Source organism: Winogradskyella psychrotolerans RS-3, assembly GCF_000427335.1.
GTDB classification, from domain to species: domain Bacteria; phylum Bacteroidota; class Bacteroidia; order Flavobacteriales; family Flavobacteriaceae; genus Winogradskyella; species Winogradskyella psychrotolerans.
The window spans coordinates 195682-218654 of the sequence record NZ_ATMR01000199.1 but is presented as its reverse complement, the minus strand read 5'-3'; the positions used below and the strand labels follow the sequence as shown (position 1 = coordinate 218654).

Annotated in this window: 17 protein-coding genes and 2 pseudogenes; 11 read left to right on the top strand and 8 right to left on the bottom strand. The window is 33.5% G+C overall.

What is annotated here, in order from left to right; all coding sequences use genetic code 11:
• Positions 1-340 precede the first annotated feature (340 nt).
• The 4 genes from ADIWIN_RS17885 (at position 341) to ADIWIN_RS17870 (ending at position 2868) form a co-directional block, all read left to right on the top strand.
• Positions 341-658, top strand: a complete 318-nt coding sequence (locus tag ADIWIN_RS17885; protein ID WP_020897287.1) for a four-helix bundle copper-binding protein — start codon at positions 341-343, stop codon at positions 656-658.
• 28 nt (positions 659-686) lie between these two features.
• Positions 687-2213 (top strand): GH3 family acyl-acid amido synthetase, encoded by a 1527-nt coding sequence (locus tag ADIWIN_RS17880; RefSeq protein ID WP_020897286.1) that lies wholly within the window; start codon positions 687-689, stop codon positions 2211-2213.
• Between the two features lie 104 nt (positions 2214-2317).
• Entirely contained in the window at positions 2318-2551 is a 234-nt protein-coding gene (locus tag ADIWIN_RS17875) for a hypothetical protein (RefSeq protein WP_020897285.1), read from the top strand.
• Entirely contained in the window at positions 2551-2868 is a 318-nt protein-coding gene (locus ADIWIN_RS17870; RefSeq protein ID WP_020897284.1) for a type II toxin-antitoxin system RelE/ParE family toxin, read from the top strand. The genes ADIWIN_RS17875 and ADIWIN_RS17870 overlap by 1 nt, the downstream gene beginning before the upstream one ends.
• A gap of 19 nt (positions 2869-2887) precedes the next feature.
• Here ADIWIN_RS17870 and ADIWIN_RS17865 read toward each other — a convergent pair whose 3' ends face one another.
• Positions 2888-3487, bottom strand: coding sequence for a hypothetical protein (locus tag ADIWIN_RS17865; RefSeq protein ID WP_235047144.1), 600 nt, complete (start codon positions 3485-3487; stop codon positions 2888-2890).
• Between the two features lie 192 nt (positions 3488-3679).
• On the opposite strand from ADIWIN_RS17865, the gene ADIWIN_RS17860 reads away from it, so the two are divergent.
• Together ADIWIN_RS17860 and ADIWIN_RS22365 are read left to right on the top strand one after the other, a co-directional pair.
• Positions 3680-4945 (top strand): putative DNA modification/repair radical SAM protein, encoded by a 1266-nt coding sequence (locus ADIWIN_RS17860; RefSeq protein WP_040757683.1) that lies wholly within the window; start codon positions 3680-3682, stop codon positions 4943-4945.
• A pseudogene (locus tag ADIWIN_RS22365) lies at positions 4946-5718 on the top strand (TIGR03915 family putative DNA repair protein).
• Here the strand turns inward: ADIWIN_RS22365 and ADIWIN_RS17850 are convergent.
• Both ADIWIN_RS17850 and ADIWIN_RS17845 read right to left on the bottom strand, forming a co-directional pair.
• Positions 5715-7433 (bottom strand): FAD/NAD(P)-binding protein, encoded by a 1719-nt coding sequence (locus tag ADIWIN_RS17850; protein ID WP_020897279.1) that lies wholly within the window; start codon positions 7431-7433, stop codon positions 5715-5717. The pseudogene ADIWIN_RS22365 and the gene ADIWIN_RS17850 overlap by 4 nt on opposite strands.
• Positions 7434-7498: 65 nt before the next feature.
• Entirely contained in the window at positions 7499-7984 is a 486-nt protein-coding gene (locus ADIWIN_RS17845) for a hypothetical protein (RefSeq protein ID WP_040757699.1), read from the bottom strand.
• Between the two features lie 141 nt (positions 7985-8125).
• On the opposite strand from ADIWIN_RS17845, the gene ADIWIN_RS17840 reads away from it, so the two are divergent.
• Positions 8126-11155, top strand: a complete 3030-nt coding sequence (locus ADIWIN_RS17840; RefSeq protein ID WP_020897277.1) for an FAD-binding and (Fe-S)-binding domain-containing protein — start codon at positions 8126-8128, stop codon at positions 11153-11155.
• Here the strand turns inward: ADIWIN_RS17840 and ADIWIN_RS17835 are convergent.
• Positions 11127-12019, bottom strand: a pseudogene (locus ADIWIN_RS17835) (UDP-2,3-diacylglucosamine diphosphatase). The gene ADIWIN_RS17840 and the pseudogene ADIWIN_RS17835 overlap by 29 nt on opposite strands.
• A 210-nt stretch (positions 12020-12229) precedes the next feature.
• Here ADIWIN_RS17835 and aroC point away from each other — a divergent pair.
• From aroC to ADIWIN_RS17815, 4 genes are all read left to right on the top strand, one after another.
• Positions 12230-13300, top strand: coding sequence for a chorismate synthase (gene aroC, locus ADIWIN_RS17830; RefSeq protein ID WP_020897275.1), 1071 nt, complete (start codon positions 12230-12232; stop codon positions 13298-13300).
• A gap of 89 nt (positions 13301-13389) precedes the next feature.
• Entirely contained in the window at positions 13390-14835 is a 1446-nt protein-coding gene (locus ADIWIN_RS17825) for a dicarboxylate/amino acid:cation symporter (protein ID WP_020897274.1), read from the top strand.
• Positions 14836-14955: 120 nt separating this feature from the next.
• Entirely contained in the window at positions 14956-15771 is an 816-nt protein-coding gene (locus tag ADIWIN_RS17820) for a sulfurtransferase (RefSeq protein WP_040757697.1), read from the top strand.
• Between the two features lie 4 nt (positions 15772-15775).
• Complete coding sequence (locus tag ADIWIN_RS17815) at positions 15776-16108, top strand: hypothetical protein (protein ID WP_020897272.1); 333 nt, start codon at positions 15776-15778, stop codon at positions 16106-16108.
• A 147-nt stretch (positions 16109-16255) separates the two neighbouring features.
• Here ADIWIN_RS17815 and ADIWIN_RS17810 read toward each other — a convergent pair whose 3' ends face one another.
• The 4 genes from ADIWIN_RS17810 to ADIWIN_RS17795 all read right to left on the bottom strand — a co-directional run bounded on the left by ADIWIN_RS17810 (position 16256) and on the right by ADIWIN_RS17795 (position 22955).
• Positions 16256-18394, bottom strand: coding sequence for a DUF4139 domain-containing protein (locus ADIWIN_RS17810; RefSeq protein WP_020897271.1), 2139 nt, complete (start codon positions 18392-18394; stop codon positions 16256-16258).
• Positions 18395-18759: 365 nt separating this feature from the next.
• The gene (locus tag ADIWIN_RS17805) at positions 18760-19182 is read right to left on the bottom strand and encodes a thiol-disulfide oxidoreductase DCC family protein (protein ID WP_040757682.1); all 423 of its coding nucleotides are present in this window, start codon (positions 19180-19182) and stop codon (positions 18760-18762) included.
• A 58-nt stretch (positions 19183-19240) separates the two neighbouring features.
• Positions 19241-21409, bottom strand: a complete 2169-nt coding sequence (locus tag ADIWIN_RS17800; protein WP_020897269.1) for an endonuclease MutS2 — start codon at positions 21407-21409, stop codon at positions 19241-19243.
• Between the two features lie 52 nt (positions 21410-21461).
• Entirely contained in the window at positions 21462-22955 is a 1494-nt protein-coding gene (locus tag ADIWIN_RS17795; protein WP_020897268.1) for a YfcC family protein, read from the bottom strand.
• Between the last annotated feature and the right edge of the window lie 18 nt (positions 22956-22973).

The window sequence follows — 22973 nt, the reverse complement described above, 5'->3', positions numbered from 1 at the left end:
CGAAGAAATTCCTAAATTGATACTAAGGAAATTTAGGTTTTTTAAAGAAATCAGTCTTAAGTTTTAAGTTTGAAATTATAACGTAAATTTTAAAAACCCATAATCTAATCATCAATAGTTTTAGCGTCCAAGCCGTGTAATACCGAAATATCACCTGTAGATTAAAAATAACAGCTTTAACTTCTGATAGTTGAATCACGTCAGCTTCATACAATTTGCTTTTACATAAGATGCAGTCACTTTGCATTTTTACTAAATGGGTTAATTCTTTTAGGAATCGGAATAGTCTCTTTAAGGTCGTTATTGGATATTAGTAAAAATAATTCTAAACACAATAATTATGAAAGCGATTTATAGAAATGCGATTGAAGCCTGTCAGAAATGTATAGTGGATTGTAGAATTTGCCTAACGGAAATGGCAGGAAAAGAGAGCATGAACGACTGTCCAAAATGTTGTATACAATGTGCCGATGCTTGTGATGCTTTACTTAAAATGATGACGTCAGACAGTGCATACATTAAGCAATATGCCTTATTATGTGCAGAAATTTGTGAGTATTGTGCAGATCATTGCGAAGAACATAAACACGAACACTGTATAGAATGTGCTAAATCATGTAGAGCATGTGCTGAAGCGTGTAGAAAAATTGCAGCATAATAATAGAATCAAAACTTGAAATTAAAAAATGGCTATACTAGGAAACATTATAAAAGGAGTTATTGAACTGAAGGATACGTTTACGTCTGAAGTCATTCATGAGGAAGCTCAAGAACAAGTGCTCAAAGAATTACTTGAAGCAGCTAAGAGTACACAATTTGGAACGCTTTATGATTTTGAAACCATACTTGAAGCAGCCAATTTGCAACAAAGTTTTGCTAAGCATGTGCCGTATTTTGATTACAATAAAATAAACAAACACTGGTGGCATAAATACCATGAAGGCGAAAGTAACGTCACGTGGCCAGGGAAACCCTCATACTTTGCGTTGAGTTCTGGCACCACAGGGAAAACAAGTAAACGAATTCCGGTAACAGATGACATGATTGATGCCATAAGAAATGCCGGAATCAAACAGGTTTTTGCCTTAAAGAATTTTGATTTACCTGCAGATTTTTTCGAAAAGGAAATTATGATGCTCGGTAGCTCTACCGATTTAGAAGAAAACAATGATCATCTCGAAGGTGAAATCAGTGGCATTAGTGCGAGTAATATTCCGTCGTGGTTTAGAGGTTATTACAAACCAGGTGAAGAAATATCGCAAATTGAAGATTGGGATGAACGTGTGCAGCGCATTGCAGAACGTGCAAAAGATTGGGATATTGGTGCGTTGAGTGGTATTCCATCGTGGATAGAATTAATGCTTCAAAAAGTGATAGACTATCATAATTTGAATAATATTCATGAAATTTGGCCAAACCTACAAGTTTATACATCTGGAGGAGTCGCTTTTGGTCCCTACAAGAAAAGTTTTAATGCCTTGTTAGGTAAACCAATCACAGTTATCGATACCTATTTGGCATCAGAAGGTTACATTGCCACACAAGTGAGACCAGAAACAGATGCCATGCAGTTGAATACCGATAATGGTATTTATTTTGAATTTGTGCCCTTTAAACCCGATTATATTAATGAAGATGGTTCGCTCAATGACCGCGCTCCAGCCTTAACTTTAGATCAAGTGGAGTTGAATCAAGATTACGTTTTAATAATTAGTACCGTTAGTGGAGCGTGGAGATACCTTATTGGGGATACCATTGAATTCACTAATATTGAACGCGCCGAAATTAAAATTACAGGACGCACGAAATTCTTTTTAAACACCGTGGGTTCGCAATTATCCGTTAATAAAATGGATGCAGCCATGCGAGAATTAGAGGAGCAATTCGATACTACAATTCCTGAATATACCATCTGTGCCAAACGTGGTGACGATGATGAATTTTATCACTATTGGTATATAGGATCGGACTTAAAAGGTATTGACAACTCCACCATTGCAGACGCATTAGACGAAAGCTTAAAAATAGCTAATAAAAATTATAAAGTGGCTAGAAGTAAAGCCCTAAAAGGTGTAAAAGTTAAAGTGATTTCACCAAATCGTTTTTATGACTGGAACGAAAGAAACAAAAAGAAAGGCGGCCAAGTAAAAATGGAACGCGTCATGGGCGACGAAAAATTTAAAGATTGGGAAGCTTTTGTGAATGAATCTTAAGTATTTAGAGAATAGAATCGCTAAGCACGCGCTATTATTCATTTACGTAAGAAAATAAAATTTTAAATTGGTCATTTTGTATCTTTGATAAAAAGCTGATTAAAATGAATTTAGAAGCTCGAAAAATAGAATTTGTACAGGAATTTTTAAAACTTCAAAGTGAAGGGGCTGTTTCACGTCTTGAAAAAATTTTAAGAAAAGAAAAAGAGTCAGATAAAGAGCGAAACGTTGAGCCGATGACTCAAGATGAATTGGATAGCAGAATTGATAAATCTGAATCTGATTTCATAAACAACCGATTTAAAACCAGTACTGAGCTTTTAGCAAAATATGAATAATGGCTTTTAAAATTATTTGGTCTGAATTGGCTGAAATTCAGCTTGATGAAATTTATAAGTTTTATGAAAATAAAGCAGGTTCTAATAGTGCTAAAAAACATCTAAAATGGATAATCAACGAAACAAATAAGTTGATCCATGCACCACAAATAGGACAAGAAGAGGAGTTGCTAAAACATAAAAAAAATCTTTATCGCTATTTAATATTTAAAAACTACAAAGTGATTTATTCGTTGGATTTGGAAAACAGATTTATAAAAATAGCTGACGTTTTTGATACACGTCAAAATGCACCAAAAATTAAGCGATCAAAATAAAACTTACATCCAATACTTCTCATTCCAAACCATCACGATGTTCTACCAATTCCATAATCTCTTCAGGCGATAAATAATACTTCTTAATCCTATCTTTATACGATTGTGTGATATCCGCATTATTCAGAATAAAATCTTTCGTTTTTAAAATATAATCTTCCATACCATGGGCAACAGCAAATGAGTCTGCAGCACGTTCCGCTTCAACAATATGATTTTGTGATAATAAATATTTAAGTCCAAACCAAATGAGATTGAGCTTGCTTCGGTTTTGGTAATCCATAATATGTCCCAATTCATGACCAATCCAGCCAATAAAAATAGCATCAGGAATATGTCGTGTTAAAAACTCTTTGTCTGCAATTTGAAACTTTTCACTAATTAAGATTACATAATTTCGATTTTTTCTACTCTTAAAGAAACTGCCAAATGTAGGTCTGGCTTGCATGGTCGATTTCTTAATGTTTTTCTTAAATCGGAACTCAATACTAGTGTTTTTCAATTGTGGGTAATAAGCTAGAGCGGTTTTTACGTTGGGTCTTATATCTTCAGGTATTTTGTGCTGTGCACTCATAGTTTGGTTTAGGGTTAAAATTGTAATGATTATGATTGTTTTCATACGCTTGGAAAATAAGGTTTAAAACCGACGACATTTAAATGATATCATCAAAATATTAACCCATTTGAATTCCTGATTATAAAATCCATCGAATAACCATCATTATTTAAATTACTACAAAATGAAGCAAGGATAAGCTACTTAATGTAGTAATTTTGTGTTTAAGATTTTAACTTAAGATTTAGGAGGAAAATATTTGTCTTTTCAACGTACCCAAGAAAATTAAAAATACTTGCAGATGCTGCAAAGTATGACGTTTCGTGTTCGTCTAGCGGAAGTAAACGCGCCAACACCAACAAAGGATTAGGAGATGCAACAGGCATGGGAATTTGTCATTCCTATACCGAAGATGGTCGCTGTGTATCTTTATTAAAAATTCTATTAACTAACCATTGCATTTTCGATTGTGCCTATTGCGTCACCCGAAAAAGTAATGATGTAAAACGTGCCGCTTTTAAAGTGCAAGAAGTGGTAGATTTAACCATTAATTTTTATCGCAGAAATTATATTGAAGGGCTATTTCTCAGTTCAGGTATTTTTAAAAGTGCCGATTATACCATGGAACGTTTGGTGGCTGTCGCGAAGAAATTACGATTGGAAGAAAATTTTAATGGCTATATCCATTTAAAATCCATTCCTGGAGCGTCGGATGAATTGATGCGTGAAGCCGGACTCTACGCAGACCGGTTAAGTGTGAATATTGAAATTCCGACCGAAGCCGGATTAAAAAAATTAGCACCAGATAAAAAGCGTAAAGATTTTATTAAACCAATGCTGAAGGTTAAAAATGAAATCATTCAATATAATGCCGAAAAGAAAATCATTAAAAGCACTCCTAAATTTGCTCCTGCTGGTCAAAGCACCCAGATGATTATTGGCGCTAGTGGTGAGAATGATTTTCAGATTATGCAAACTTCAAATCATTTTTATAAAAGCTATAATTTAAAGCGTGTCTATTATTCGGGTTATGTGCCTATAAGTTATGATAATCGCTTGCCACAAATAGGTAGCGCTGTGCCTATGCTTCGTGAAAATAGATTGTACCAAACCGATTGGTTAATGCGTTTTTATGGTTTTGATGTCAGTGAAATTTTAAACGAACAACATCAAAATTTAGATTTAGATGTAGATCCTAAATTGAGTTGGGCATTACGAAATCTTCATGAATTCCCTGTTGATGTGAATACAGCTGACCAGCGTATGTTAGCGCGAATTCCAGGTTTAGGTATGAAGTCGGTGTTTAAAATTATAAATGCCAGACGCTTTAGAAAATTGAATTGGGAACATCTCAAAAAAATAGGAGTTGCTTTAAATAGAGCACAGTACTTTATGGTGTGTGAAAGTAATCAGTTTGAAAAACGAGATTTAACACCAGAAAAAATAAAAGGTTTTATACTTCAAAATTCGACTAGTAAATATCAAAAAACATTAAGTAATCAATTGAATTTATTTGGGTAGATGAATGCTAAAAACCTGATATATGATGGTACGTTTGATGGCTTTCTATCTGCTATTTTTTATGTTTTTGACCATAAATTGAAATCAGTAACGATTCAAAATGAATTTACGGTGCAACACGGTTTATTTGCAGAAATTGAAACTATTTATACGGATGAAGCAAAAGCTAATCGGGTATGGAAAGGCATAAAATCTAAACTGTCTTCGCAAGGAAGTTATCAATTATACTATGCCTTTTTAAGTGAGCAAATAGGAGTAGAGGACTTACTTTTAGATTATATACGCTATGCGTTTTCCCAGCAAAAAAAGTGGATAAAGATTATTCACATTCGTCTATTTTAAAAATAGCGCAAATCGCTAAATCTGTAGGACGTGAGAAACATAGAATGGAAGCTTTTGTACGATTTCGTTTAACAAAAGATGAGATTTATTTTGCTAACATAGAACCCGATTTTAACGTGCTACCTTTAATCGAAAAGCATTTTAAAAGACGTTATGCCGATCAAAAATGGGTGATATATGATATTAAACGTGGTTATGGATTATTCTATGATTTAGAAAAAGTAGAACTTATAAATATGGATTTTCCTGAGAATTTCAACTTTACAAAAACCGATGATGCCTTTTTTGCTACTCAAGAATTTGAATTTCAAAAACTTTGGCAAGATTACTTTAAAGCCACTAATATTGCCTCTCGAAAAAACATGATACTTCATATCAGACACATCCCAAAACGGTATTGGAAATATCTTAGCGAAAAACAACCAAATTAATCTTTAAGTTGACGTACGTAAGCTTTTGCCCAATCTTCAATACGTGGTCCAAAACATTCTAAAATAGCATCCACACCAATCACGCTGCCTTTTGCCAAACGACCTAAAACGGCAATAGGCACATCGTCTTTATCTTCAGGTGTAATGACATAACCATCAGCAGTTGTATCGATGCCTAATTTTGAATGGACTGGTTGTATCAATTCATTTTGAAGTAAATCTTTAATTAAAGGAGTGTTGACTTCAAGTAATTTCGGAGCGTCCAAAACACTATTAATCATCACAGAACAGGTGATGGATTTATTATTAGAATTTTTTAAAGCCCAGCCTTCCGTTGTCAACTCTATATCAGGATCAGTGACAAAGTCTAGTGTCAATATATCTGCATCAACTAAAGCTAAAACTTGCTGCATGCTTTCAATTGGTGGTCCATAGGAATAACGTTTACTGCGCTCGTCTAAGGCAATTACTTTTTCAATACTATCATTATTTACTTTAGCATGCGAAAAAGCTTTATACAACGTCGGCTGACAATGACGCCAAACTTGTCCGATACAATAATCGAGTGAAATAGGAATGGTGCCTAAAGCCATTTCAATATAATTCTGAATCAGCTTATAGGTTGAAATATTAGTATCTTGAATTAAAGGATGCCTATAATTTTCATCATTCAACCAGTTTATAATAATAGTCGTTAATTCTGCTTGACTTAAAGAATGCGAAACGCCTTTTTCCTTTAAGTCTATAAATACACGAGACGTAATTTTTGCAATAGGATCTGTTAAAAAATCAATGGAATTTATTTCGGGTGTGTGTTGTGCAACAGCTTCAATCTCAGATTTAAAAAAGTTTAATTCTTTAGTAGTCGGTTGGTACCATGTATCAATAGTCTCGTTTAGTGGCTTTGGAACTAATGGTAAGCCATCTAGAGAAAACGGAGCAAGTTTAAGCTGTTGTTCTTTTGTTTTATAATAAATGGTTTCAAATGTATCTTGATCAATGACTTTAAAATTTCCGAAATCATTGATGGTGAGATAACGCATCACATCAATCATAGCCAATCCAAAACCTCTGATACCTATATTACTATTAGTATTGTTTTTTATAGCCTTTAGCTGAGTAATTGGGTAAGCATCTTCAAAAAGTGCTAAGGATTTATGCGACACAACATGCGATTGCCATTCTTTTAATTGGTCAGATGGTGCTGTAGATTGGTGTCCGATAGTTAGAAGTAAATCATCATAGTGCCAAGAACTACTATTAGTTACAATTTCTATTTTCTGATCTTTTAAATTAATGTTTCTAACTTCAGCTTTAATAAACTTAAAAGACTCTAATTTTTCTAAAGCAATCTCTATTGATTTGTATCGCGCATTGAGATATTTTCCGAGTTTGTTTCGTGCAGGAAAAGCATCGGGTTCATTACTGTTTTGCAAAAATTGACACCATTCATGATACGACGGAAATCCATCAATTATAACATTATTATATACTATTTTAGGTCGCTTCTTAATACCAATTAAGGCACGTTCAGTAATATTAATCCAATTTGAATCTGGTTGCGATTTATCCCAAACATTTCCTGTTCCTGGGCTACTTGTCGCATCAAAAACATGTATTTTAATGTGTGTATTAGCTTTACTGAGCTCAATCAGAAGGTTTTCTAACGCGTATAGACCTCTTGGTCCCATCCCTATAATAGCAAATTGTTTCATATGAATTAAAAAGAATAAAAAACCACCTCGTTAAAGGTGGTTTTAGATATATAATTTTAAAATTTTTAGAATTGGTATCTTACACCTAATGCAATGTCAAAATCCAAATCATCATTGACATCTCCAAACCCAATTTCAGGTCTAAAGTCTAATGATAATAATAAAGGAAAGTCAAAACTGTATTCGATACCAACATCACCAGCGATGAACGCAAAAGTATCGTTATAATCTTTTTCATTCTTATAGTTGTCAAAACTATAAGAGCCAAGTCCACCACCAGCACCGGCATACCAGTTAAATCCACCTTCTATATTCCAAACCCATTGGTATAAACCTGCTAATTTAAATCCATCATAATTATTTCCACTTCTCCAACCTAAATCTACTTCTAATCTGTTGTTACCACCAAGCGCACGTTGATATGAGACCTCTGTCCCAAAGCCATCACTATCACCTAATCGTAATCCAATTGCATTTTCTGCAATGTCTTGTGCGTTAGATAAATTTGCAAATCCTATGGCGAATACACCTAATAAAAATAATTTCTTCATAATAATATTGAGTTTTAAATTCATAATTTTAGCATCTTGTTTAATGCTAATCTTCATAACGACAAAATTAGACTTAAATTGATTGATTGATCTTTTTTTTAAGACAAATTTATAACTCGTTTCAATCGATTATTAACCCTTATGAAAAATGAAATGTTCCGAGAACTTCAAACTTTAGAATCAAAATTAAAGGGAGAATTACATTCCGACGATTTAATGCGTAAGTTATACGCTACCGATGCGTCAGTCTACAGAAAATTACCTTTAGCTGTTGCGTTACCAGAAAATAGCCAAGATATAAAGCATCTTATCGGTTTTGCAAAAACACACAATACGTCTTTAATTCCAAGAACTGCCGGAACGTCTTTGGCCGGTCAATGCGTAGGGGAAGGTATTGTGGTAGATGTCTCTAAGCATTTCACTCGAATTTTAAATATAAACGAAAAGGATAAAACTGTAACCGTTCAACCTGGAGTGGTAAGAGATGAATTGAATAATTACCTAAAACCTTTTGGATTGTTTTTTGGGCCAAACACTTCAACATCTAACCGTTGTATGATTGGAGGCATGGTTGGAAACAATTCATCAGGAACCACATCTATTCAATATGGAGTAACACGTGATAAAGTTTTAAGTCTGAAGACCATTTTAAGCGATGGCAGTGAGGCTGAATTTTCAAGTTTAACGTCAGAAGAATTTCAACAAAAATTAAAACTAAATTCGCTTGAAGGCTCTATTTATAAAGGGATTTATAAGGAATTAAAACCTAAAAATATTCAAAAACAAATTCAAGATAATTTTCCAAAACCGGAAATACACAGAAGAAACACAGGTTATGCGATAGATGAATTGATTAAATCTGAAGTTTTTTCCACTTTGGACACTGAAGATAACCGAAGTGCAAACTTTATCGTTGATTGTAATCGAAGTGCAGATTTGGTCACTGAGCGTGGGTTGCTGAGCGAAGTCGAAGTAAGTCGAAGTGCCAATTTTAATATGTGTCAGCTTTTAGCAGGAAGTGAAGGCACATTGGCATTTACAACAGAAATCACGTTACAATTAGATGAATTACCACCCAATGAAAGTGCTATTATAGCTTTGCATTTTGAAAGTGTAGCAAAGTGCTTAAAGTCTGTTGAAACCGTTATGCAGCACAATTTGCATACCTGTGAAATGATGGACGATACCATTTTAAATCTAACCAAACATAATAAAACCCAACAGGTTAATAGACAATTTATTGAAGGGAATCCGGCAGCTATTTTAATGTGTGAGTTAAAAGCAGAAACTCCTGAACAATTACAATTAGCTATTGATCGATTTATTACCGCTGTAAACGCACTCAATTTATCGTATGCATCACCGATTTTAAGAGCTGAAGATATTGATAAAGCTGTAGAACTACGAAAAGCAGGTTTAGGTTTATTAGGGAATATAATTGGCGATAAAAAAGCGGTTGCTTGTATTGAAGATACAGCTGTAGCCTTGGAAGATTTGGACGCCTATATTTCAGAGTTTACAGCGTTAATGAAAACGTATAACCAAAATGCGGTTTATTATGCACATGCAGGAGCAGGTGAGTTGCACTTACGTCCCATTTTAGATTTAAAACAAGCTGAAGATGTTGTCTTATTTCGCAAAATAACAACTGATGTTGCTAAGCTAGTAAAGAAATACAACGGCTCAATGTCTGGTGAACATGGTGATGGTATTGTCCGTGCAGAATTTATTCCGCTGATGATTGGCGATGCGAATTATCAAATCCTAAAACGTATTAAATCGGCTTTTGATCCTCATAATATTTTTAATCCAGGAAAGATTGTAGACGCTTATCCTATGGATGAGAGTTTCCGTTATAAAGTGGGAAGGGAAGAGCCTAAAATCGAAACCTTACTCGATTTTTCTGCATCTGAAGGCATCTTACGTGAAGCTGAAAAATGTAATGGTTCTGGTGATTGTAGAAAGTTACCCGAATTTGGCGGTACCATGTGTCCGAGTTATAGAGCAACTAGAAACGAAAAGGATACCACGAGAGGACGTGCAAATACACTTCGTGAATTTTTAACAAATTCCGAGAAAGTAAATAAGTTTGATCATAAGGAGTTAAAAGATGTTTTCGATTTATGTCTCAGTTGTAAAGCTTGTGCAAGTGAGTGTCCGAGTAGTGTAGATGTAGCGAGTTTAAAAGCCGAATTTCAGTACCAGTATCAGAAAGCAAATGGTGTGCCTTTTAGAACTAAATTATTCGCTTATAACAATAAAATAAATGGTGTTTTTAGTCGGGTTCCAAAGCTGACAAATTTCATGTTTTCTAATGGATTTACAAGTTCAATTATAAAATCTGTTGGAGGCATAGCAAAAGAACGCAGCTTACCATTAGTATCGAGTAAAAGTTTATATAAAGAGTTTCAAAATTATGAAAACAAAATAGTTAGAAATAATTATATTAAAGAAGTGATTTTGTTTAATGATGAATTCACGAATCATTTAGATACCGAAATAGGTGTGGATGCTGTTGAGTTGTTGAGTCGCCTAAATTATAAAGTGACTATCATTTCGCATTCAGAATCTGGACGCTCAATGCTATCAAAAGGATTACTTAAAGATGCGAAAAAAGTGGCTAATGACAACGTTTCCAAATTTAAAAATCTAATATCAGAAACCACACCTTTAATTGGAATTGAACCCTCTGCAATTTTAACTTTTAAAGATGAGTATATCCGATTAGCGGACGATAGAGACGGTGCAAAATCCATAGCTCAACACACGTTTCTAATTGAAGAATTTATACAACAAGAAATCAAATTAGGACATATAAAATCATCCCAATTTACAAAAGAAGCAAAAACCATAAAGTTTCACGGTCATTGTCATCAAAAGGCATTATCGAATCAGAAATCGAGTTTTGATGTTTTAAATTTACCAGAGAATTATAAGGCTACTATTATTCCGAGTGGTTGTTGTGGAATGGCTGGAAGTTTTGGTTATGAAAAGGAACATTATGACGTAAGCATGCAGATTGGAGAACAAACTTTGTTTCCATCCGTTAGAAAAGCATCTATAGAAATGCTTATTTCAGCAAACGGAACTAGTTGTAGGCATCAGATAAAAGACGGTACAGGAAGACTTGCAAGGCATCCGATTAGTATATTAAAGGACGCTTTACTTTAGTCTTTATATTTGTTTTTATTTTTTTCTTAGATTTTGGTTGCTCTACAATGGTTATGGCTGCAATTAAATCTTTAAGATCCATGTCCTTAATATCTTCATCAGCATAAAAAGCAGACAATTTATCTTCGTTGTAATTGTAGATTTTCCAACGTTTAAATTGATATTCTAATGCTGTAAAGTTTTCAACCCAATCCCCTGAATTTAAATAGGTCGTTTTGCCATGTTTATTCTTCTTTATCAGCATTTTTGGTTGATGTATGTGACCGCAGATTACGTAATCGTAACCATTTTCAATAGCAAGGTCGGTAGCTACTTCTTCAAAATCCTTAATGTATTTTACAGCCCCTTTTACACTATTTTTTATACGTTTTGATAACGAATAACGCTCTTTACCCATTTTATCAGAACACCAGTTGGTTAATTGATTGATGAGAATAAGAAAATCATAACCCCAACCTCCAAGTTTAGCTAGCCATTTGGCATTTTGAATAGAAATATCAAAAACATCACCATGAAAAAACCAAGCGCGTTTGCCATCTAATTCTAAAACCAATTTATTTACAATAGAAACATTTCCAATTTCAGTATCTGCAAATTTTCGCAACATTTCGTCATGATTACCAGTGATATAAATGACTTCTGTACCGTTAGCAGCAAAGTCCATGATTTTTTTATGACGCTTAGGTGCGACTTAGGAAAATACCGTTTTTTGAATTGCCAAATGTCTACAATGTCTCCGTTAAGAATCAATTTTTTTGGATCAATGCTATTTAAATAAGTCAATAACTGTTTCGCATGGCAACCATAAGTGCCAAGATGCACATCTGAGATGACCGCTATTTCTACTTTTCGTCTTATTTTCACAATATTATAAAATCTGTTTCACAAAGAACTTCAATATTTTAAACAATCAGGTTATGTTATAATTAACTAACTATGAGTGAAATGTTATCATTCTATTACCTTAATATTATTAAAATTTGAATGTAATTATAGCATTGATTTGATGTGAAATACGGAATGGTATTTTCGTTTTCATAATTTTACAATTACATTAGCGTAAAATAAATTGCAATGGCAGGAAATTCCTTCGGAAAATTATTTAAGCTTACCACTTATGGAGAATCGCATGGAAAAGCGATTGGAGGTATTATAGATGGTTGTCCATCAGGCATAAAGCTCGACTTTGAAGCGATTCAAGAAGAGTTAAATCGTAGAAAACCAGGACAATCTAAAATAGTTACACAACGTAAAGAACCAGATACTGTAGAATTTTATTCGGGTATTTTTGAAGGTTTTACAACAGGTACACCAATTGGTTTTGTAATTCATAACACCAATCAAAAATCTAAAGATTACACACATATTAAAGATGTATATCGTCCAAGTCATGCCGATTACACTTACGAGAAAAAATATGGTGTAAGAGATTATAGAGGAGGGGGACGAAGTTCTGCCCGCGAAACAGCATCACGAGTTGTTGCTGGTGCCATTGCAAAACAAATGGTTAGTAATATTAAAATAAACGCATTTACCTCTTCAGTAGGTGAAATATTTATAGATAAGCCTTATCAGGATTTAGATTTTAGTAAAATTGAATCTAATGTCATTCGTTGCCCAGATGAAGCTACAGCAGAAAAAATGATTTCTAAAATTGAAGACATAAAAAAACAAGGAGATACTATTGGAGGCACCATAACTTGTGTTATTCAGAATGTACCTATTGGTTTAGGCGAACCTGTTTTTGATAAATTGCATGCTGAATTAGGAAAAGCTATGTTATCTATTAATGCCGTAAAAGGTTTTGAGTATGGTAGTGGATTTTGTGGAGCTAAAATGAAAGGTAGTGAACACAACGATTTGTTTAATGTAAACGGAACTACAAAGACTAATTTGTCTGGTGGTATACAAGGAGGCATTTCTAACGGAATGGATATCTATTTTAGAGTAGCTTTTAAACCGGTTGCCACAGTGATTCAAAAACAAGATGCTTTAAACAGTGCTGGTGAAATTGTAGAAATGCAAGGTAAAGGCAGACACGATCCTTGTGTGGTGCCAAGAGCTGTGCCTATTGTAGAGGCCATGGCAGCTTTAGTCATTGCAGATAATGTACTCCTGAGAAGACAGGAGTCTCGTGATTGGTAAGACGGTTTTCAAAACCTTTGAGGTCTGGAACGGGTTCGAAATATAATTAAGTTTAATTAAAAAGATTCCTGCTTTCGCAGGAAGTAAGGATGAAAAAACTAGCATTACACTGGAAGATTATAATAGGAATGGTTCTAGGTATCATTTGGGCTTTACTATCAAGCACAATGGGTTGGAGTCAATTTACTATAGATTGGATAGACCCGTTTGGAACTATTTTTATCAATTTATTAAAGCTAATTGCTGTACCATTAGTGTTGTTTTCTATTATTAGTGGAGTTGCTAATATTGGTGATCCAAAGAGCTTAGGTAGAATGGGAGGTAAGACCTTAGGGATTTATTTGCTAACTACCATTATGGCTATTTCATTAGGTTTGCTTTTGGTCAATGTTATTAAACCCGGAGAATTAATAGATGAACAAAGCCGAATAGATAACCGCATCAGTTATGAAATTTGGGCAGCAAGTGAAGGCCATGTCATTAAAGATGGTATAAACTATCTTCAAGATCCAGAATTTTTTAAGCGTGCTCAGGAGATTTCAGAATTATCTAAAAGTGAATTAAAGGAAGCTGCTGTTGCTGATAAAATGGATAGTGTTAAAGACCGTAAAGAATCAACACCTTTGCAACCTTTAGTAGATATTGTTCCTAGTAATTTTTTCCATTCCCTATCTAATAATGGACTAATGCTTCAGATTATATTCTTTGCCATCTTTTTTGGTGTTTGCTTATTGTTTGTACCAACTGATAAGTCACAACCCGTACTCAATTTAGTAAATGGTGTTAATGAAGTTTTTTTAAAAATGGTTGATATTGTTATGCAAGGAGCTCCGTTTTTTGTATTTGCATTGTTAGCAGGTGTGGTTAGTAAAATGGCAGGTGATGATATTGGTAAAGTCGTGGAGATTTTTAAAGGGTTGAGTTGGTACTCAATGACCGTTTTAGCTGGCTTGCTCTTAATGATATTTGTAATTTATCCTTTGATTTTAAAGCTTTTTGTAAAGCAAATACCTTATAAAGGCTTTTTTAAAGCGATGAGTCCTGCGCAGACTTTAGCATTTTCAACATCGAGTAGTGCGGCTACGCTTCCTGTAACTATGGAGTGTGTAGAAGAAAACTTAGGTGTCGATAAAAAAATAAGCAGTTTTGTGCTTCCTATCGGAGCAACTGTTAATATGGATGGTACAAGTATGTATCAAGCTGTAGCGGTTATATTTTTAGCGCAAATGCATATGATAGATTTAACAATAGGGCAACAAATAACTGTAGTATTAACTGCAACTTTGGCATCTATTGGTTCGGCAGCTGTACCAAGTGCTGGTTTAGTAATGTTGATTATAGTATTGAGTTCTGTAGGGTTAAATCCGGCTTGGATTGCTATTATTTTTCCGGTGGATAGAATATTAGATATGTTTAGAACTGTAGTTAATGTTACAGGTGACGCAACGGTTTGTTCTATTATTGCAGATGGTGAAAATATGTTAGATTATAAAGAACATGAAAACCCAAGTGAAACTTTTGATTTAGATTCTTAAATTTCAGTATATTTAAATATGATAAATTATTTTAACTTTATACAATTCAAATTAGCAACGAAAAAATGAAATGCAATTTCGCATGTCGTATTAAATTCCATAGATTAAATGTATAATCAGTTGGAAGTAAAAAATTTAAATTCAGATTTAGTTTCGGTTGAATGGCTTCACAAAAACAGTGCTGCCACTAATTTAATCGTGCTAGATGCCACAATTAATAAGGTTATTAGTGCTGTTTCAACCCGAATTCCCAATGCTAGATTTTTTGATATTAAACAAAAATTTAGTGACGTATCAGCCCCTTTCCCAAGTACCTTACCTTCCAAAGAACAATTTCAAACAGAAGCGCAGTTATTAGGAATCAATAGTGATTCTGTGATTGTGGTTTATGATGATAAAGGCATTTACTCAAGTGCAAGAGTTTGGTGGTTATTTAAAGTTTTTGGTTTTAAAAATGTTGCTGTTTTAGATGGAGGATTACCACAATGGCAACAAGAAAATTTTCAAGTTGAAAATTATACAGATGAAGTTTATCCTTTAGGTGATTTTGTAGCAGAATTCCATGCCCATTTAATGACCGACTTTAATGGTGTTAATGAATTCCGGAATGAGGAGGACACTTTAGTTGTTGATGCACGTTCTGAAGATCGTTTTCTATGTAAGGTAGACGAACCCAAAGAAGGGTTGCGACGAGGCACTATTCCGAATTCTAAAAACTTACCCTATACCGTATTATTTAATGGTTATAAAATGAAGTCGATAGATGAACTTCAGACCATCTTTGATCCTCTAGTAGAACATGAAACGCAAATAGTATTTAGTTGTGGCTCTGGTATTACGGCTTGTATTTTAGCCTTAGGAGCAACACTATGTAATTATAATAATTTAATTGTCTATGATGGTTCATGGACAGAATATGGAAGCCTAACACCTTAATTCAATGAACACAATCGACTGGACGCGAGATGAACTCGTAGCCTACATTTTACTTTTTGCTGCAAATTCTGATTTTAAAGAAAAAACTGAGGAAAGAAACCTCATTCTTTCTAATGTAGATAAGCAAACATTTCAAGATATTCATGATGAGTTTAATCGTGATAACGATTACCAAGGCATTAAGAAAATTACGACGAGTTTAGAGCAGCATAATTATACTAAAGACGATATCGATATTCTACTTGAAGATATAAAAGTTCTATTTCTATCTGATGATGATTTTGATATCACAGAACAGAACATGCTTCGTTTTTTAGAGCGCCTATTAAAGCATTAAAAAAGCCTCAAAACGAAAATAGTAGTTCTACCAAAATTAGTGACACTGATAGAAAGTTAGACAAGCTTTCTATTAGAATTAAACTCGTTCCTAACTAACAGAAGTTAGGGTTTAATTGAAACTATTTTATTTTGAGGCTGTGTTTATTTATAGGTTAACGCGTTTACCTTTCGGAAATTTTACAGTGTAGGAAATTTTAACATTTTCTGTGGCACTAGATTTTAAATTTAGAGTCCATTTTAAAATCCCTTTGTCTTCGTCGTAGTTAGAATTTCCTGTTTCTATGTCATCAATTTTTATGGTTTTATCTTGACTTTTAGGAATGCGATCTAATAGTGTTAATTGAATATCAGAGGTTTTGTTGTTTTTAATTTCAATTTCAAAAGCTTTTTGAATCACTCTATTATTACCAATAAATGTGGTTTTCTTAAAATCGTTACGTTGTTTGCGTTTTACAATAATGTTTGGGTCTACTCCAAGTGAAATTGTTAAACTATCTGTGGTTGCACTCGGATTAATATTGGTTTTACCAGAATAACTGCCTTCAAAATAAACGTTGGCTTCTGCAGGCAATAAATTGTACTGTTCCCAGTTGCCAATTTTAGCCGTTAAGAACACGTTTTCATTTAAAACAGGTGCTGCAAAATAATTGTAAGTCGCGGGTACGCTAAATTGATCGATTTCAATGACCGAAATATCTCCATCTGAAGGAATACTGTGTTTTTTATTAATTTCGAATCTGGTATTGGTGATACCTGATTCTACAGTAATTCCTAAATCGTTTACTTTTCTCTGCGAGCTATTTTGAGTATGAATCACAATGACTCCGTTAGAAGCGCGATTACCATAAATAGCAGTAGCATTTATGTCTTTTAAAACTTCAATAGAAGCTATACTATTTGGGTCTATTTTACTCGCTGCATTAGAATCAACAAGAACACCATCAACAATGTACAATAGGTTATTTTTACTTTTAACAGTACTAGATCCTCTAATTGTTATACCTGACGCTTTTCCATAAAGATTACTTACAATTTCTTCGGATTTAATAGTTGTTACAGCTTTGGAAAATGACCTATTTGAACTAGTGCCATAACCAACCACAACAACTTCATCTAAAGTATTAATATCATCATCTAAAGTCACATTCATAATACTAGAATGAATCGGTAACTCTTCTGTTTTCATGCCAACATAAGAATAACGAAGTGCATTGCCCGATGTTGTTTTTAAAGCATACCGACCATCAAAATCGGTCTGAACCCCATGAGCTGTTCCTTTTTCAATAACACTAACTCCAGGTAGTGGTAGACCATCAGAAGATGATGTTACGACTCCAGATACATTTTTAACCAATGGATTATACTTGTAATTATAACTTCTGGTGGCGCGTTGCGATTGGTAATTACTGTATGCACTGATGAAATTTAAATACTTCGGATTTACTATTGGTTTTTCGTTATTGGTGTTTGGATCACTTGTTGAAAGCACCAAGTTAACATCTGCCCAGTCACAACCAGAATTTTGAAAAACATGTGCTTTGTATTCTAAAGTGATTGGACTATTAATTTTTTCGGCTTTTAAATCGTAAACCGGAAACCAACCTGCGGTTTTAATGTTGTATTTTATTTTTAAATCTAAGGAGGTAGCGACGTCGCTATTCAGCTTTAATTTAATCTCCCCAGTTTGTACTTTCTCATCAACATTTAGTTCTGCAAGCTGCTTGTTTATGTCTGCTTGCAGAACTTTATATGTTTCTATTAGGTTGTGAGATTTGTTTGTTGCCATTTTTAACTCTGTAATTCGAGTTCTGTAATAAGTAGCAAATGTCTTCAATTTTTCTAAACTTACAACCTCAGTTTCATTTCCTAATTTTTTATTGCTTTGAATAAGACTTAATTCTTCATTATAACCAGCTATTAAATCGTACTGATTCTGAATTTTATTATCTAATGATTTTAATTCATTTTGTAGTGCTGAAATAGAATCATTCTGCTTTTGCTTAGATAAATAGTTAATGCCATAATTAATCGATAAAATGGAAGCGTCCTTTAAACCTGAAATTTGAATACTGCTTTCTTCAATATATGGTGACAAACCATTAAATATAATTTCGGATTTTCCAGAATTGAGACTCAATGACGATTCACGGTTAATTTCTGCACCATCTAAATAGACAGTAACCATTTTAATTTTACTAGGTTGCTGAAAGGCATTGGTTAATTGTGTTCCTAATAGAAACAGAAAAATAAGAAGTGGTTTTAAGAGTTTTGGTTGGGTTGTCATAATGTTAGAGTATTAATGTTTATCCAAAATTATGACACTACTAGCCATATTATAATTCAAAATGAGTAACCCATATGGTATAGGAAGTAAACGCGTCTTATCAATTAGTAAGATAAGTATTACTAAAATGTCGTTGGTGGATATAATTGACACTTTTAAGACCAAAATCAATTATATAGGTTCTTATATCGAGTTTTTTATGTGCAAACCAAAGATGTGCATATATTTGTAGTAACAAAATAATGTGCTATTAACCAACTTGTTATTGCCCTCAATATTGAGTTGAAATATGTTTTTGTTTAAATTAGTTTTAAGTAAGTTGTTAATTTAAAAAAGCCTTTTCATTGGTTGTGAAAAGGCTTTTTTTATGCTAAAAATTTAGATTTTAACTCAGGAGTTGGAATCATACATGATTCCTTTTTTCCATACCATTTATAACGATTCTTAGCGATATAATTGTAAACCCAATTTCTAATAAAGGCAGGTAGAATTAAGAATATAGATAATATATACGTTGGAAAACCTAAGTTTTTAGCCACTAATAAAGCTGCTGTGGATTTATAACTTAAATTATCTTTTTTTGGATTATAAAGTAAAATAGAATCAGTGTCTTTTGTATCTATATTGAATTTTTTAATGATACCTTTTCCAACGTCACTTTGCAACGGTGCAAATAAGAATTTATCCTTTTTATCTCGTTTAATAACAAACAACACACTAGAGTTGCAAAGATTGCATACTCCATCGAAGAGAATAAGTTGTTTGTCTTTTGGGATTTCTGATATCACTATATAAAGGTAAGTCTATTGTTTTAAAAGGATTTACAATTTAACAATGAGTTATTAATTATTTCTTTTTTGCCTCAACCAATTCTAATTGATCTAAACTCACGTTAGTTGTAAACATGCCATAATTGACGATGGCTTTGTTTTTTTCAATGGTATCAATACTACCAACAGCTCTACCATCTTGCATACGTACTCTGTCACCAATTCTTAAAATAGCCTTTGGTTTTTCTACAGGTATCGCTTTCTTTTTAGCTTCTTTTTTCTTCTTACGGATGACTTCAACTTTCTTTTCTGCCTCTTGTTTTACTTGAGTTTCTTTATGCTTTTCCGCACGTTTTTGCTTCGCAGATACTTTTTTTCGTTTAGAGTTTTCAATCTGAACGAGTCTAAATAGTTCAGCCATCAACTCACGTTTTTTCTGATCTTCAAAATACTTTTCAGAAATGTCATTAACTTTCTGTCCTAAATAAATTAAGCGTTGGTTAGAATCATATAATTCTTGAAAGCTCTCTAATTTCTTCTGAACTTTTGCGTTGACTTCTTCTAATTTATCAGCTTCAGATAGCTTCTTTTTTTCGTTTTCTTTAAGCGAACGTTCGGTACGTTCTAATTTGCTTCGTTCTTTTTGAAGTTTGGCAATAGTTGCATCAAAGCGTACTTTGCCGCGTTCAATCTTCTTTTTCGATTTATTGATTAAACTATAAGGAATACCATTTTTCTGTGCCACCTCAAAAGTAAATGAGCTTCCAGCTTGCCCAATTACCAATTTATACATTGGTTCTAGAGTTTTCTCATTAAAAAGCATATTAGCATTTTTAATGTGTGGCAATTCGTTGGCTAATAATTTTAAATTGGAATAATGTGTCGTTATAATTCCGAAAGCTTCACGTTCATAAAAGACTTCTAAAAATGTTTCAGCTAAAGCACCTCCTAATTCTGGGTCACTTCCTGTTCCAAATTCATCGATTAAAAAGAGCGTTTTATTATTACACTTCTTCAGAAAATAATTCATCTGTTTTAAGCGATAACTATAAGTACTCAGATGATTTTCTATAGATTGATTATCTCCAATATCACTAAGAATGCGATCAAATAAACATACATGACTACGCTCGTGCACAGGAATCAACATACCACTTTGCAGCATCACTTGAAGCAACCCTACTGTTTTTAACGTGATACTTTTTCCACCTGCATTGGGACCGGAAATGACAATAATCCGACTGTCTTTTTCTAAACCGATAGATTGTGGAAACGTTTTTTCTCCTTTTTCTATATTATTCAAATAGAGTAGAGGATGATAGGCATCTCGTAAATGCATACTGCGTTCTTCAGAAAACTCTGGAAGAATTGCATTCATGCTTTGTGCATATTTTGCTTTTGCAGAAATCATATCAAGATTGATAAGAAATTCTTGGTAATCTCTAAGAAGTGGTAAGAATACACGAATATAATCCGTTAGTTCTTTAAGGATTTTAATAACCTCTTCTTTCTCTTCGTATTCTAAATTGTTGAGCTCTCTTGTGTGTTGTAACGTGGTTTCGGGTTCAATGTAAACAATACTTCCGGTTTTACTACCACCCATTATCGCACCTTTTACTTTTCTGCGATACATGGCTTTTACGGCAAGCACACGTTTATTATCTACAACAGATTCTCTTATGTCATCTAAATAATCAAGATTGTGATAGGTGTGTAATGCTGAAGAAAAACTACTATTAATTTTACCTTTGAGCAGATTAATAGATTTTCGTAAGTTGGAAAGTAGAGGTGAAGCATCATCTTTTATATCACCAAAACGGTCTACAACAGCATCTATTTGCTCAATAATAGTCGTATTTATCTCAATATGTTGACCAAATTGTTGAAGTTTGGGATAATACTCTTTAAATTTTTCTAAAAATTTTAAAATAGAATTAACGGTCAAAGACATGCTAACTATTTTTTGCAAGCCAGCCACTTCGAGGTACGTGTTTTCTATCTTAAGTAGTTTTAATTCTTTGGCAATGGTGTCGAATCCGTGGTTTGGTATTCTGTTGTCATTTTCAAAGGAGGATAAATATTCATTAACGTAAGCTAGTTCGGTCATCAACACATCTTTATTCTCAAAAGGAAGGATGGCCAAAACCGCTTCTTTACCCAAAGCTGTAAGTGTATGTGCGCTAATTTGATTTAAAACCGTAAAGAACTCAAGGTCGTTTAAGGTTTTTTCATGAATGTTTATCATGTAGTATTGTACGTTTTTTTTTAGAATTGCAAATTTAGGATATTATGTAATACTATAAGTATGAAGACACCGCTAATACGATTAAGGTGACAATAATTAATACTATAAACAAGGGCATTATAAATTTTAACCATTTACTAAAGTTAATCTTAGCAACAGCAAGCGATGCTAAAATCAATCCTGTAGGATTTACAAGATAAAATAAGCCTAATCCGTATTGGTATGTATTAACTACGACTTCGCGACCTACACCCACGGTATCTGCCAAAGGCGCCATAATAGGCATGGTCAAAACAGCCATGCCTGAAGAACTTGGAATAAAGAATGATAATCCAGAATAAATCAAAGTCATAACACTCGCAAAAACCCCTTTATTCATTCCGGTGGTAATATCGCTAGCATAATATAATAACGTATCGCTTATTAAACCGTCTGTCATTAAAACGGTAACACCTCTTGCGATGCCGATAATGAGCGCAACACCTAATAGGTCACCAGCTCCTTTTACAAAGGTGTCTATAAAGTCGGTTTCACTGATTTGAATAATAAATCCGATAATAATAGCGCTAATTAAGAATACAGTTGTCATTTCTACAAACCACCAATCTAACATTGAAACACCGATAATCATCAGAATAAAGCTACTCGTAAAAACAAGCAAAGCCAGTTTTAATCTCCAATTAAAATTAATATGAGTCGCGTCTTTTAAAGTAAACAATTGAGCAATTTGTTCTCTTTGGTCGTAAATAAGCGATTTGCTTGGGTCGTTTTTAACGCGCTTAGCATACCGCATAATATAAATTATAGTAATAGATAAGCATAAAATCAACATAAAAATACGGCCATATAATCCGGTGGTCCAATTAATACCAGCGGCATCACTAGCAATAATTGTAGAAAAAGGATTGATAGTAGAGCACATGGTGCCAATTGCAGAACCCAAAAAAATACTAGCAACACCAACAAGAGCATCATATTTTGCCGCTAAAAAAACAGGAATTAAAATAGGGAAGAAGGCAATGGTTTCTTCTGCAAAACCAAATGTTGTTCCTCCTATGGCAACCAAAGAGGTTACTAGTATAATTAGTAAGGGTTCTCTACCTTTTAAGACAATAGCTAGTTGTGAAATAGCGGCATCAAAAGCTCCTGATTTGTTTAAAACGCCTATTAATCCACCAATAATTAATACAAGGAAAATAATATCTGCAGCCTCAATAATACCTTTAATTGGAGAGGTTACAAAATCAAAAAAACTCTGTGGTTTAGGCTCTAGTTTATTATAAGTTCCAGGAATATTAATGGGTTTGTAGATATCTCCATTAGTAAACTTTTCAATAGGAATTTTAATATTTAAATCATCCAAAGACGCTTGAGTTGCTGTTAAGCTTATTTCTTTATCTAGACTTAAACGTGTAAATTTGTTTGATGCCTCATTATAACTTAAAGTATCATATTTTCCCGCAGGAACAAACCATGTTAGAAGTGTTACTAATCCTGCAATTATAAACAATATGGTTTGTGCGGAAGGGAATTTTAGATTTTTCATTCTGAGTTATTTGTTGAT

Coding starts and splice junctions, on each gene's coding strand:
- ADIWIN_RS17815 (WP_020897272.1), top strand. CDS start 15,776: ATGAACACAATCGACTGGACGCGAGATGAACTCGTAGCCTACATTTTA.
- ADIWIN_RS17840 (WP_020897277.1), top strand. CDS start 8,126: ATGAAAAATGAAATGTTCCGAGAACTTCAAACTTTAGAATCAAAATTA.
- ADIWIN_RS17825 (WP_020897274.1), top strand. CDS start 13,390: ATGAAAAAACTAGCATTACACTGGAAGATTATAATAGGAATGGTTCTA.
- ADIWIN_RS17880 (WP_020897286.1), top strand. CDS start 687: ATGGCTATACTAGGAAACATTATAAAAGGAGTTATTGAACTGAAGGAT.
- ADIWIN_RS17795 (WP_020897268.1), bottom strand. CDS start 22,955: ATGAAAAATCTAAAATTCCCTTCCGCACAAACCATATTGTTTATAATT.
- ADIWIN_RS17850 (WP_020897279.1), bottom strand. CDS start 7,433: ATGAAACAATTTGCTATTATAGGGATGGGACCAAGAGGTCTATACGCG.
- ADIWIN_RS17810 (WP_020897271.1), bottom strand. CDS start 18,394: ATGACAACCCAACCAAAACTCTTAAAACCACTTCTTATTTTTCTGTTT.
- ADIWIN_RS17865 (WP_235047144.1), bottom strand. CDS start 3,487: ATGAAAACAATCATAATCATTACAATTTTAACCCTAAACCAAACTATG.
- ADIWIN_RS17800 (WP_020897269.1), bottom strand. CDS start 21,409: ATGATAAACATTCATGAAAAAACCTTAAACGACCTTGAGTTCTTTACG.
- ADIWIN_RS17885 (WP_020897287.1), top strand. CDS start 341: ATGAAAGCGATTTATAGAAATGCGATTGAAGCCTGTCAGAAATGTATA.
- aroC (WP_020897275.1), top strand. CDS start 12,230: ATGGCAGGAAATTCCTTCGGAAAATTATTTAAGCTTACCACTTATGGA.
- ADIWIN_RS17870 (WP_020897284.1), top strand. CDS start 2,551: ATGGCTTTTAAAATTATTTGGTCTGAATTGGCTGAAATTCAGCTTGAT.
- ADIWIN_RS17845 (WP_040757699.1), bottom strand. CDS start 7,984: ATGAAGAAATTATTTTTATTAGGTGTATTCGCCATAGGATTTGCAAAT.
- ADIWIN_RS17875 (WP_020897285.1), top strand. CDS start 2,318: ATGAATTTAGAAGCTCGAAAAATAGAATTTGTACAGGAATTTTTAAAA.